The sequence below is a fragment of the Rickettsia endosymbiont of Proechinophthirus fluctus genome, assembly GCF_001602635.1.
GTDB lineage: Bacteria > Pseudomonadota > Alphaproteobacteria > Rickettsiales > Rickettsiaceae > Rickettsia > Rickettsia rickettsii.
In genome coordinates this window covers 65,906-78,320 of the sequence record NZ_LECS01000001.1, presented here as the reverse complement: position 1 = coordinate 78,320, position 12,415 = coordinate 65,906, and the positions used below count along the sequence as shown (strand labels likewise).

The window sequence follows — 12,415 nt, the reverse complement described above, 5'->3', positions numbered from 1 at the left end:
GAAAATTTATTTACTGCTAGACTCTTAAACTTGCTTTTTTATAGTCGGAGAGTTTATAATATGACAAATACAAGATCCAAAATTAAAACTCCAAGATCGCCATATGTAAAAAAATACAATAGTTGGCGAGTAAGGGTTTTGTATTCTATTATTATAGGTTACGCAACTTTTTATTTTTGTCGTCAGAATTTTAATATAGCAACTCCTGCTATAAGAGAATATTTTGGGGTTACTAAAACACAAATTGGCTGGATATTAACTGCTTCATCTATTATGTATGGAGCTAGTAAAGCGTGTAACGGGTTTATTAGCGATAAAGTTAATGCTCGGATATTTATGGTTTTGGGTCTTTTATTTGTTGGGATCATTACTATGCTAATAGGTTTTTCAGATTCTTTATGGCTTATAGGAATTTTATGGATAGCCAGTAACTGGTTTCAATCTATGGGCTGGCCTCCTGCAACAAAGATGCTTACTCACTGGTTCGCTTCAAAAGAACTTGGAACTAAATGGGCTATGGGTGCAACTTCTAATCAAATAGGTGGTGCTCTTGCTATGATAAGCTGCGGTTATTTAATCGATAAATTTGATTGGAGAGCTGCCTTTTTTGTTCCAGGTGTAGTTGCTTGTGTAGTATCGCTTTTTTTATATAATAGGCTTCGTAATTCTCCAAAAGAAGTAGGTTTACCTACCGTAGAGGAATATAAAGAATATCCGCTTGAAGCTATAGGAGATTATGAGAAGCTATTAACTCCACAATTACTTAAAATGGTCTTTTGTAATAAGCTAATATGGTATGTTTGTTTAGCAAACATGTTTGTTTATATAATACGTTCCGGAGTAATTTATTGGGCTCCAACATTTTTAAAAGATTTACGTAATATAAGTCTTGCAAATGCAGGCTTACAAATCGGTTTATATGAAATGATAGGTATCCCAGGGGCATTAATAGCAGGTGTTTTATCTGATAAACTATTTCAAGGTCGTCGAGGTCCTGTTGCATCCATATGTATGGTATTGCTTAGCTTATTGTTAGTCTTGTTTTGGAAACTTCCTATTCACAGTGAATTATTAAGTATAGTAATTCTTTCTTTAATAGGCTTTTTTGTTTCAGGACCTCAGCTCCTTGTAGGTATAGCAGCTGCTGATTTTAGTACCCGTCAGGCTGTCGGTACGGCTAATGGATTATCAGGGTTATTTGGTTATTTAGGAGCGGCTATTGCGGGAGTCGGTGTAGGATGGATTAGCGATAATTATGGTTGGAATGGGGTATTTATATTTTTCAGTATTTCTGCTCTTTTAGGAGGAGGATTATTTGCTTTAATATGGAATCGTTCAGCTAAAAAATATATTTAATAATTATAATAAATAGGTTACAAAATGACAATACAATATACTTTTTCAATGATTAAGCCTGATGCTATCAAAAGGAATAAAATAGGGCAAGTTAATACTTACTTAGAAAATGCCGGTTTAAAAATAGTGGCTCAGAAAATGAAATTTTTAACTAAATATGAAGCTGCATGTTTTTATGATGAGCATAGAGCAAGACCGTTTTTTAATAGCTTAGTTGAATATATTACTTCAGGAGCGGTAGTACTTCAAGTGCTTAAGGGGGAGGATGCTATAACTTTAAACCGCACCGTTATGGGTGCAACTAATCCTGCTGAAGCTGAAGCAGGCACTATTAGAAAAGATTTAGGCGAATCAATTGAGGCTAATAGTATTCATGGTTCAGATAGTGAAAATAGTGCGAAAAGAGAAATCGAATTTTTCTTTAATAAATCTGAAATTATAGAATAATTAATGCTAAAATATAACGTAATAGTTATAGGCGGTGGACATGCAGGCGTAGAAGCAGCCGCTGCTTCTGCACGTCTTGGAGTTCCTACTCTCTTAATTACGTTAAAACCGGAAAATTTAGGCGAAATGTCTTGCAATCCAGCAATCGGTGGCATTGCAAAAGGCACATTAGTTAAAGAAATCGATGCACTTGATGGGTTAATGGGTTATGTTATAGACCAAGCCGGTATACATTATAAAATGCTGAATGAGACTAGAGGACCAGCAGTTTGGGGACCTAGAGCTCAAGCTGATCGAAAGCTTTATAAAAAAGCAATGTATCAAATATTAACAAATTATCCTAATCTAGATATATTATATGGAAAAGTGGAAGATATAGAAATTAAATCTTCTAAAATTGAAGCGGTTATTTTAAATAACGGTAGTAAAATTCTTTGTCAAAAAATTATATTAACTACAGGTACTTTCCTATCAGGTCTTATTCATATTGGACAAAAAAAAATTCCTGCAGGTAGAGTAGATGAAGAGCCTTCGTATGGATTATCAAATACATTAAAACAAATAGGTTTTAAACTGGCTCGTTTAAAAACAGGTACACCGCCTCGCATTGATGGACGTACTATTGATTATAGTAAAACAATTTTACAACCCGGCGATAAAATTCCTCGTCCTTTTTCTGAATTAACAAATATTGTTAATGTTTCTCAGATAAATTGTTTTATCACAAAAACAACCTCAGAAACTCATGATATTATACGTGAGAATCTTGATAAATCTGCAATGTATTCAGGGCAAATAGAAGGAATAGGACCGCGATATTGTCCTTCTATTGAAGATAAAATAGTCAGATTTAGTACAAAATCAGAACATCGTATATTTTTAGAACCTGAAGGGTTAGATGATTATACGATTTATCCAAACGGTATTTCTACTTCTTTGCCTGAAGATGTGCAACATAAATTAATCAAAACAATACCAGGATTAGAAAATGTAAAGGTTTTACGTCCAGGTTATGCTATAGAATATGATTATGTTGATCCACGTGAAATAAGTGTGACGCTAGAGACAAAAAAAATAGCTGGATTGTATTTGGCCGGGCAAATTAACGGTACTACAGGATATGAGGAAGCCGCAGGGCAAGGTATAATAGCCGGTATAAATGCTGCTTTAGCAGTAAAAGATCAAGCACCGTTTATGTTAACAAGAGCAAACAGTTATATTGGAGTAATGATTGATGATTTAACAACATTTGGTACTATAGAACCTTATCGTATGTTTACTTCTCGTTCAGAATATAGATTATCTTTAAGAGCAGATAACTCTGATTTACGTTTAACGGAATTAGGGATGAACATTGGAGTCGTATCAGAAAAACGTAAAAAAATATTCACAAAAAAATGTGAAGATATAGAAAAAATAAAATCATTATTAAATACCTTGTCTTTAACTACTAGTAAACTTGCTAAAATGGGTATACAGGTTGCACAGGATGGTACATATAAAACAGTATTAGACTTATTTAAAATACCTAATTTTAATGTTGAACAAGCTATTAAAATTTTTCCTATGCTTAAAGAAACACAAAATAATAACATTTTGCAATTACTCTATATTGAAGCAAAATATGCTTCATATTTAACTAGACAACACGCAGATATTAATTTATTTCAAAGTGAAGAGGCGCAGTTCATACCTAAAAATATTGACTATTTTAAAATACCAAGTATATCATTAGAGATACAGGAAAAACTTTCTGTCCATAAACCTACTACTATTGGTGTAGCACGTCGAATTCCAGGGATTACACCTGCAGCAATTACGGCTATTATAATTTATTTAAAAACTAAATATAGTGATGGAAGTTCCACGTGAAATAATTGAAAAGTTAGAAATTTTTCAAAAGTTAGTTAAAAAATGGAATAAATCAATCAATCTTGTATCGGATAATACTATACATAATTTTTGGCAACGTCATATATTAGACTCATTACAATTAATACAATATATTGATAATAAAGAAATACATTTAGTTGATATAGGAAGCGGTTCTGGTTTGCCTGGTATAGTGTTATCTATAGCGGGGATAGCGCAAGTAAGTTTAATAGAGGCTGATTTACGTAAATGTATATTTTTAGAAAAAGCATCAAAGATATCAAATAATAACATACAAATAATCAATCAAAGAATAGAAAAAGTAGAAATAGATTGTAGTATATTAACTTGTAGAGCTTTCTCTAACTTAAATACAATATTTAATTGCATAAAAAATATTTCAGTACGAGAAAAATTTTTGTTATTAAAAGGAAAAAATTATTTAACTGAAATAGTAGAAGCTAAAGAGAGATGGTTATTTGGTTATTTAATACATCAAAGTATTACTTGTGAAGAAGGGAAAATTCTAGAAGTTAGTAATTTAACAAAAATGATATGAAAGTAATTGCTATTGTTAATCAAAAAGGAGGGGTAGCTAAAACTACAACTACTGTAAATTTAGCTACAGCTTTTGCTGCTGTAAATAAAAAAATTTTAGTTATAGATCTTGATCCTCAAGGGAATAGTAGTACCGGTTTTGGAATTAGTCAGCAACAACGCAAAAATACTATATACCAAGTATTAACAAATTTAATAGAATTGCAAGATGCAATAATTTCTACAGATATACCAAATTTAGAAATAATTACTTCAAACACTAATCTATCTGCGGCTGAATTAGACTTAACAAAATTAAAGGACCGAGAATATATTTTAATGAAGCTATTGGCAGAAATAAAAATATTATATGATTATATAATTATTGATTGCCCTCCTTCATTAAATTTATTAACGGTAAACGCTTTAGTTGCAAGCGATGAAGTACTGATTCCAATGCAATGTGATTTTTATTCTTTAGAAGGATTAAGTCATTTGTTAAAAACAATTGAAATTGTAGAGAAAAAATTAAATCCTAAGATAAAGATTGCAGGTATATTATTTACAATGTATGATAAGCGTAATCGTTTAACTGAACAAGTAGAAGATGATGTTAGAAAATGCTTAGGAGAATTAGTATTTAAAACCGTTATTCCAAGAAATATTAAACTATCTGAGGCTCCTTCATATGGAAAACCGGCTATTATATATGATTATAAATGTTCAGGAGCAGTTGCATATATAGAACTTACAAAAGAAATCTTAGAAAGATATGGCGAAAAATAAAGGACTAGGAAGAGGATTATCTTCATTACTTGGAGAAGAAGTTATTTCTATAGAATCAGAAATAGTACAAATAATAAATATTGATAAAATAAGACCAAACGAGAATCAGCCTAGAAAAAACTTTGAATATGATAAAATAAAAGAATTAGCAGATTCTATATTGAATAATGGTTTATTACAGCCTATTATTGTTGATAATAATTTCCAAATTATAGCAGGAGAGCGACGCTGGCGTGCATGTAAATTAGCAAAAGTTTTAGAGATACCGGTAATTATAAAAAATTTAGATGCTAGAGAGAGTATAGAAATAGCATTAATTGAGAACATACAAAGAACTGATTTAACAGTGATGGAAGAAGCTCGTGGCTTTAAATATTTAATAGAAAATTTTAATTATACAGTAGAAAAATTAGCTGAAAGGCTTGGTAAAAGTCGTAGTCATATAGCTAATTTATTAAGGCTTAATAATTTGCCGCAGTCTATTCAAGATAAAGTAAATGAAAATATACTAAGTATGGGTCAAGCTCGGTGTTTAATAAATCATGAACATGCAGAAGTAATAGCCGATTATATTATAAATAATGATTTAAATGTACGTCAAACAGAAGAACTAGTAAGACAATGGTATAAAAATGAGTATACAAAATCCCCGAACAATAATAACAAAATAGGAAAGCGTTTTTTAAAGGACAACGCTACGAATAATGATCTAGAATTATTAGTAAAAGCTTTATCAGAAAAATTTGGTATAAAAATAACAATAGAAAATTATTCATTAGGCGGAAAATTAATATTTCATTATAAAGATTTGGAAGAATTAGATTTGATTTTGTTAAAATTAAATTAAAATGCATATGGAAAAATTATCAATAAGCTTGAACGAAAAATTATAAGTATAAAAGTATAACAGTATACACAATCCTCAAGCTGCTAAATTAAAGTATATATACAGCATTTTATTTCTTAAAATAAATATCTAAACGAGAAAAACAATGATAGAAATTACAATGTCTAATTTTGAATTATATGATCATAGAGCAATAAATTCATACAATACAGTAGTAATAATAATATAAGGAAATAAGTAATTTATGTCATATCAATATGTTTATGAAATGGTTGGTTTAAGCAAAATTATAAATGGTAAACGAATTTTAAAAGAAACAAATTTATCATTTTTACCAAAAGCTAAAATCGGTATAATAGGTCCAAATGGAGCAGGCAAATCGACTTTATTAAAAATAATGGCAGGTATTGATAAAGAGTTTGAAGGTAAAGCAACAGCTAAAATTGGTATAAAAGTAGGATATTTACCTCAAGAACCGTATCTTGATGCTAGTAAAAATGTTTTTGATAATATCATAGAAGGTCTTCATGGAAAGAAAAAACTTATTGATGAATTTAATTATATAAGTAACAAATTTACTGCTGAAATCACTGATGAAGAAATGCAAAAGCTTTTTGATAAACAAGCAGAATTGCAAGAAAAAATAGACAATTGTGATGGATGGAATCTAGAACGTGAAATAGAGATCGCAATGCTTGCTTTACGTTGCCCACCAAAAGAAGCAGATATTACAAAAATTTCCGGTGGAGAAAAAAGAAGAGTGGCTTTATGTAAATTGCTTTTAGAGAAACCTGAGATGTTGTTACTTGATGAACCTACAAATCATTTGGATGCAGAATCAGTGTCTTGGCTTGAGGATTATTTAAAGCATTATGAAGGTACTGTAATAGTAATTACCCATGATCGTTATTTTTTAGATAATGTTACAGAATGGATATTAGAAATAGATCGTGGAAATTGTATACCGTGGGAATTAAATTATAGTTCTTGGCTTGAGCAGAAGCAAAAAAAATTAGCTTTAGAAAGTAAAGAAGACGATGATAGAAAAAAACAATTGAATAGTGAACTTGAATGGATTCGTCAAACTCCAAAAGCTAGACAATCAAAAAATAAAGCACGTATTACAGCATATCAAGAGTTATTAAATAAACAACAAGAACAAAAAACTGATCCTACTCAAATAATTATACCTAACGGACCTCGTTTAGGTGATCTTGTTATTGAAGCAGAACATATAGCTAAAAAATTTAATAATAAAATATTATTATCAGATTTTAGTTTTAAAATTCCACGTGGAGCTATTGTAGGAATTATTGGACCGAATGGAGCAGGTAAGTCTACTTTATTTAATATTATTACAGGTAAAATAATGCCAGATAGTGGTTCTATTAAAATTGGTCAAACGGTAAAATTAGGTTATGTCGATCAATCACGGGATCATTTAGATGATAATAAGACTATATGGGAAGAAATTTCAGAAGGTCTAGATGAATTACAACTTGGTAATAGAATAATTAAAAGTAGAGCTTATTGTGCAGCTTTTAATTTTAGAGGCGGTGATCAACAAAAAAAAGTTGGACAACTTTCAGGTGGAGAACGTAACAGAGTACATTTGGCAAAATTACTAAAAGAAGGAGCAAATGTTATATTATTAGATGAGCCGTCTAATGATTTAGATATTGATACGTTAAGAGCACTTGAAGATGCTATTTTAGATTTTGCAGGTTGTGTATTAGTGATTAGTCATGATAGATGGTTTTTAGATAGAATAACCACTCATATTATATCATATGATAAAGAAAATAATGCTACATGGTTTGAAGGAAATTATCAAGATTATCATGAATATATGCTAAGTACTAACGGGGAAAGTATTTTAAATCCAAAATATAAACATAAGAAATTAATATAAATATGTCTTTAACGCAAATATTATTAATTTTATTTGTAGGAATATTGGTAACAAAACCGTATGATATTTTTATAATTATTAAAGAATTAAAAAAAATAAAAGCGTATTTAATTAATATTCAGTCATCTATTGTAAAAAATATAGATGAACCGTTAGAAACAGAGCAGGTAAATTTTTATTTAAAAAAAATTATTAACCTAGAAGGTTATTATCATGGTAGTTATGATTTAACGACAATAAAAGAAAAATATTATACACTAATAATTAATAATGACTTAATAGAAAATGAATCAGTGCCTGATATAACAGAGAAACACTAATCCGTGCCTCGTTCAATTAATTAAATCTAAGAATTATGCAAAAAGTAGTAAAACTTAATAATATCAAAATAGGAAATGATTTACCGTTTGTTCTAATTACAGGGCCTTGTCAGATTGAAGGAAAAGATCATGCGTTGTTTATGGCAGAAAAACTTGTTAAATTAACTAGCAAGCTTGAGATTCCATTTATTTATAAATCTTCTTTTGATAAAGCTAATAGAACTTCCGTACATGGGATTAGAGGAGTTGGTATTGAGAAAGGTTTAGAAATTTTATCAAAAGTAAAATCTGAATTTGATTGCCCTATTGTTACTGATGTTCATTCAGAGAGTCAATGTACTGAAACAGCTAAAGTAGCAGATATTTTACAAATTCCGGCATTTTTATGTAGACAGACCGACTTGCTTCAAGCTGCAGCAAAAACAGGTAAAATAGTAAAAGTAAAAAAAGGACAGTTTCTAGCTCCGTGGGATATGAAAAATGTACAAACAAAACTAGAAACTTTTGGAGTAAAGGATATATTATTTACAGAGCGAGGAGCATGTTTTGGCTATAATAACTTGGTATCTGATATGCGTAGTCTTGCAATAATGGCAGAGTTAAATGTACCTGTAGTTTTTGATGCCACACATTCCGTTCAGCAACCGGGTGGGCTAGGAGGCAGTACCGGTGGAGAAAGAAAATATGTAGAGTTACTTGCAAAGGCAGCAACTTCTGTAGGTATCGCCGGTATATATATGGAAGTACATCAAGACCCCGATAACGCTCCAAGCGATGGTCCATGTATGATGAAGTTGGATAATCTAGAGTCTATTCTTATCAAACTAAAAAAATATGATAAAATTACAAAAGAAAAATAACTTCAAATTTTACCTTTCAAAATATATATAAATATCCCCTATTAATTCAATTTTAAAATAGAAGTAATAATTTTTTACAATATAAAAAATAGAACTTTCTTATAGTTAGAATTTCACAAATTCGCCTTTAAATCTTTGTTGTTAATTTACTTATTTAGAATTTTTTTAAATTAGTATTAATGTTGATTTATTCAGCTTATAGATCATAAATGTTTTTATTTGTATAAATATTTATAGGTATAATTATTATATGGAATCAAATAGAAGCAGTTGGCAGTACCCTGCTTGGTAGTCCTAAACAGAAAAATATAAATGATCTTTTGACGGAGTAAATAATAATATAAAATTAAAACCTTATCAAGTAACCGATAATGTAGAATCTAATAAAGAACAAAAAAAATATTATAAAGAAGCATTAGAATGGCTTGATAAACTTACGGGATCACAAGCTGAGCATATTATTATATCTATAAATGAAGTAGAGCGTCCTCCTTATGATAATAATGACGAAGTTGAGGTAGTGGAGCAACTATGTAACTTAATGATTAACATTAAAAGTTTGACGTTGCGATGTCATTGCTACTGTTGCAGGAATGACATCGGCATTCTAATAACAATGCCCACTCGCAATACTTGCATTTACACCGAGAAAGAATTACCGCAGCCGCATTTTGCTTTAGCTTGCGGATTACTAACGTTGAAATATGAACTGCCTAGTTCTTCTATAAAATCAAGAGTGCAATCTAGCATAAATTTTTGAGAGATAGGATCAATAATAATTGTAGCATTATGTTTAGTAATGATATAATCATCTTGCTCTATATTATCTTTTGAGACTAGTTCGTAATTATACATAAGTCCTGAGCAACCGCCGCTATCAACCGAAACTCGCAGTACTAAATTCTTATCTTTTTCTAGCTTTACTAACTCGCAAATCCGTTCAAAAGCTCTATCCGTAATTGTTATCGTCACTTAAAATTACCTTGTAAAAGTCTCATAAATTATATAGTATATCTTGATATTTTTCAAGTTGGCTTTGTTGTGTGGATACCCATCGGCATTGCGAGCAGCCGTAGGCTGCGTGGTAATCTCATGAAATAATAACAAACTCCTGAGATTGCTTTGTCAATTACTATGCAATTTTCTCACAATGACGAAAAGTTAGAACCACAACAATGTCTTTCAAAATAAAGGATAACGATGCTTGCTTCATACGCTTCTGATCCTCTTAAAAGTAGGGGAAGATTATATAAGGAAATCCCGACCTCTTATAGAAACGAGTTTGAACGTGATCGTGATCGCATTATACATACTAATGCATTTAGGCGTTTGCAATATAAAACTCAAGTTTTTATTAATCACGAGGGAGATCATTACAGAAATAGGCTAACTCATTCTCTAGAGGTTTCGACTGTTGCACGTTCGGTCGCTAGTACTTTAAATTTATCAAATGATTTAGCTGAGACAATAGCACTTGCTCATGATCTTGGGCATACACCTTTCGGTCATGCGGGAGAGCGGGCTTTAAATGAATGTATGAGAGAGTATAACGGCTTTTCTCATAATGCTCAATCTTTAAAGATACTAACATTACTTGAAAAAAGATATGCGGCTTATAATGGAGTAAATTTAACATGGGAAGTTTTAGAAGGAATAGTAAAACATAACGGTCCTATACTAGGCGAGATAAATGAATATATAGCAGAGTATAATAAGCAAAATGATTTAGAACTTAGTACCTATGCATCAGCAGAGGCTCAAATAGCAGCTCTTGCCGATGATATTAGCTATATTTCGCATGATTTGGAAGATAGTATCGGTGCTAAAATTATCGATTTTAATAGTCTTGCTGAACTTAAATATATTGATCAACATGTTGTTGAACTCAAGTCAAAATTTAAAAATATTAGTTCCTCATGTCTGATTTATGAGGTAGTACGTAAGCTAATACATGAGTTAATTACCGATTTATTATGGCAAACAAAAGAAAATTTAAATAAAGAAAAAATTACTAACATAGATGAGATACGTAACTTAAATTATCAGATAGTGGATTTTACGGAAAAAACTAATAAAAATATTAAGGAAACTAAGAAGTTTCTTCATGAGCGAGTTTATAAAAGTAATAAAATTACGGCCATCAGCCTTAAATGTACTAAAATCGTACAAGGGCTGTTTAAGGTTTATATGGATGATATTAATTTATTGCCGGTTAATTGGAAAATGCTAATAGACTCTAATGAAACATATAGTAAAGCTAGAGTTATTGCTGATTATATAGCAGGGATGACTGACCGTTTTGCCATTCAGGAATATAATCAGCTCTGCTCGACTTCCTACATAACTTGCTTCTAAGGGTAATTTGTGCGTCGCTCCGGTACTCGCATCCTCACGTACTAAAGTGTACGCTGCGGTGCTACGTTCTGTGTCTCCTACACATTCCTCCTTATTAGCAAGCGTTTGTAAGAATTCTATTTGCTGAATTTTAATAACATTTAATAATTATGAACATATTTAATCAATTGAAACAAGATATAATTGTGGCAAGCAGGCAATTATATAATAATCAAGAAATAGCAAATACTGCTACTATTGAAATACCGAAAGATAGTTTTAACGGTGATTTATCAAGTAATGTTGCAATGATTATTGCAGCTAAAGAAAGTATTGCTCCTCGGGAAGTGGCTTTAAAATTTAAAGAAGTCCTTATAACATTACCTTATATTGCAAGTATAGAAATAGCAGGACCGGGCTTTATTAATTTTACTATAAAAGCTGATAGTTGGCAGGCATCAATAAAGGATATTTTACAGCATGAAGAAAAGTTTTTTGAAATTGATATAGATAAAAGCAGAAATATTAACATCGAGTATGTTTCGGCAAATCCCACCGGTCCAATGCATATAGGGCATGCTAGGGGTGCGGTATATGGTGATGTGCTAGCAAGGATTTTGCAAAAGGTAAGTTATTCCGTTACAAAAGAATATTATGTTAATGATGCAGGCTCACAAATAAATGATTTAGTTAGTACGGTATTATTACGTTATAAAGAAGCTTTAGGTGAGCAAATTACTATCCCTGCCGGGTTATATCCGGGAGAGTATTTAATTCCGCTTGGGCAAATTTTAGCGAAAGAATACGGCAATAAATTATTAACGATGAACTATGCTGAAAGGTTCAAAATAATTAAAAGTTTTGCTGTAGAAAAAATGCTTGATTTAAATAGAAAAGATTTAGCAGATTTAGGGATTAAACATGATATATTTTTCTCTGAGCAATCATTGCATGATAAAGGTGAGATAGAGGAAACAGTTAAACTACTGGAGCGTATGGGGCTAATTTATGAAGGTACGTTACCTGCCCCTAAAGGTAAAATTCACGAAGAGTGGGATAATAGAGTTCAAAAATTATTTAAATCTACTAAGTACGGTGATAGTCAAGATCGTCCTATAGAAAAAGCTGATGGAAGTTGGTCTTA

At 30.9% G+C, this 12,415-nt stretch carries 11 protein-coding genes and 2 pseudogenes; 11 read left to right on the top strand and 2 right to left on the bottom strand.

What is annotated here, in order from left to right; genetic code table 11:
* Positions 1 to 60 precede the first annotated feature (60 nt).
* The 9 genes from BG75_RS00350 to kdsA all read left to right on the top strand — a co-directional run bounded on the left by BG75_RS00350 (position 61) and on the right by kdsA (position 8,937).
* The gene (locus tag BG75_RS00350) at positions 61 to 1,356 is read left to right on the top strand and encodes an MFS transporter (RefSeq protein WP_062811024.1); all 1,296 of its coding nucleotides are present in this window, start codon (positions 61 to 63) and stop codon (positions 1,354 to 1,356) included.
* 24 nt (positions 1,357 to 1,380) lie between these two features.
* Entirely contained in the window at positions 1,381 to 1,803 is a 423-nt protein-coding gene (gene ndk / locus BG75_RS00345; protein WP_010976767.1) for a nucleoside-diphosphate kinase, read from the top strand.
* Positions 1,804 to 1,806: 3 nt separating this feature from the next.
* The gene (gene mnmG / locus BG75_RS00340) at positions 1,807 to 3,675 is read left to right on the top strand and encodes a tRNA uridine-5-carboxymethylaminomethyl(34) synthesis enzyme MnmG (RefSeq protein WP_062811023.1); all 1,869 of its coding nucleotides are present in this window, start codon (positions 1,807 to 1,809) and stop codon (positions 3,673 to 3,675) included.
* Positions 3,659 to 4,234: a 16S rRNA (guanine(527)-N(7))-methyltransferase RsmG gene (gene rsmG / locus BG75_RS00335; RefSeq protein WP_156468952.1), complete on the top strand. Its 576-nt coding sequence runs from the start codon at positions 3,659 to 3,661 to the stop codon at positions 4,232 to 4,234. Before mnmG ends, rsmG begins: the two co-directional genes overlap by 17 nt.
* A complete protein-coding gene (locus tag BG75_RS00330) occupies positions 4,231 to 4,998 on the top strand; it encodes a ParA family protein (RefSeq protein ID WP_010976770.1) in 768 nt (255 codons plus the stop codon). Before rsmG ends, BG75_RS00330 begins: the two co-directional genes overlap by 4 nt.
* Positions 4,985 to 5,845, top strand: coding sequence for a ParB/RepB/Spo0J family partition protein (locus BG75_RS00325; protein ID WP_062811021.1), 861 nt, complete (start codon positions 4,985 to 4,987; stop codon positions 5,843 to 5,845). Before BG75_RS00330 ends, BG75_RS00325 begins: the two co-directional genes overlap by 14 nt.
* Positions 5,846 to 6,089: 244 nt before the next feature.
* Positions 6,090 to 7,757, top strand: a complete 1,668-nt coding sequence (gene ettA / locus BG75_RS00320) for an energy-dependent translational throttle protein EttA (protein WP_062811020.1) — start codon at positions 6,090 to 6,092, stop codon at positions 7,755 to 7,757.
* Positions 7,758 to 7,759: 2 nt separating this feature from the next.
* Positions 7,760 to 8,077 (top strand): DUF2672 domain-containing protein, encoded by a 318-nt coding sequence (locus tag BG75_RS00315; protein WP_062811019.1) that lies wholly within the window; start codon positions 7,760 to 7,762, stop codon positions 8,075 to 8,077.
* 35 nt (positions 8,078 to 8,112) lie between these two features.
* On the top strand, positions 8,113 to 8,937 hold the full coding sequence (gene kdsA / locus BG75_RS00310; protein WP_062811018.1) for a 3-deoxy-8-phosphooctulonate synthase: 825 nt from the start codon (positions 8,113 to 8,115) through the stop codon (positions 8,935 to 8,937).
* 639 nt (positions 8,938 to 9,576) lie between these two features.
* On the opposite strand, the gene BG75_RS00305 is transcribed toward kdsA, so the two are convergent.
* Positions 9,577 to 9,909, bottom strand: coding sequence for an iron-sulfur cluster assembly accessory protein (locus tag BG75_RS00305; protein WP_062811017.1), 333 nt, complete (start codon positions 9,907 to 9,909; stop codon positions 9,577 to 9,579).
* Positions 9,910 to 10,137: 228 nt separating this feature from the next.
* Between BG75_RS00305 and BG75_RS00300 the strand changes: the two genes are divergently transcribed.
* Positions 10,138 to 11,292 carry a deoxyguanosinetriphosphate triphosphohydrolase gene (locus tag BG75_RS00300; RefSeq protein ID WP_012150319.1) on the top strand — a complete coding sequence of 385 codons (1,155 nt, stop codon included), beginning with the start codon at positions 10,138 to 10,140 and terminating at the stop codon, positions 11,290 to 11,292.
* Here BG75_RS00300 and BG75_RS10420 read toward each other — a convergent pair.
* Positions 11,206 to 11,412: pseudogene (locus BG75_RS10420) on the bottom strand (palindromic element RPE1 domain-containing protein); the annotation flags it as partial. The gene BG75_RS00300 and the pseudogene BG75_RS10420 overlap by 87 nt on opposite strands.
* Before the next feature lie 29 nt (positions 11,413 to 11,441).
* Between BG75_RS10420 and argS the strand changes: the two are divergent.
* A pseudogene (gene argS / locus BG75_RS09200) lies at positions 11,442 to 12,415 on the top strand (arginine--tRNA ligase); the annotation flags it as partial.

Coding starts and splice junctions, on each gene's coding strand:
- BG75_RS00350 (WP_062811024.1), top strand. CDS start 61: ATGACAAATACAAGATCCAAAATTAAAACTCCAAGATCGCCATATGTA.
- ndk (WP_010976767.1), top strand. CDS start 1,381: ATGACAATACAATATACTTTTTCAATGATTAAGCCTGATGCTATCAAA.
- mnmG (WP_062811023.1), top strand. CDS start 1,807: ATGCTAAAATATAACGTAATAGTTATAGGCGGTGGACATGCAGGCGTA.
- rsmG (WP_156468952.1), top strand. CDS start 3,659: ATGGAAGTTCCACGTGAAATAATTGAAAAGTTAGAAATTTTTCAAAAG.
- BG75_RS00330 (WP_010976770.1), top strand. CDS start 4,231: ATGAAAGTAATTGCTATTGTTAATCAAAAAGGAGGGGTAGCTAAAACT.
- BG75_RS00325 (WP_062811021.1), top strand. CDS start 4,985: ATGGCGAAAAATAAAGGACTAGGAAGAGGATTATCTTCATTACTTGGA.
- ettA (WP_062811020.1), top strand. CDS start 6,090: ATGTCATATCAATATGTTTATGAAATGGTTGGTTTAAGCAAAATTATA.
- BG75_RS00315 (WP_062811019.1), top strand. CDS start 7,760: ATGTCTTTAACGCAAATATTATTAATTTTATTTGTAGGAATATTGGTA.
- kdsA (WP_062811018.1), top strand. CDS start 8,113: ATGCAAAAAGTAGTAAAACTTAATAATATCAAAATAGGAAATGATTTA.
- BG75_RS00300 (WP_012150319.1), top strand. CDS start 10,138: ATGCTTGCTTCATACGCTTCTGATCCTCTTAAAAGTAGGGGAAGATTA.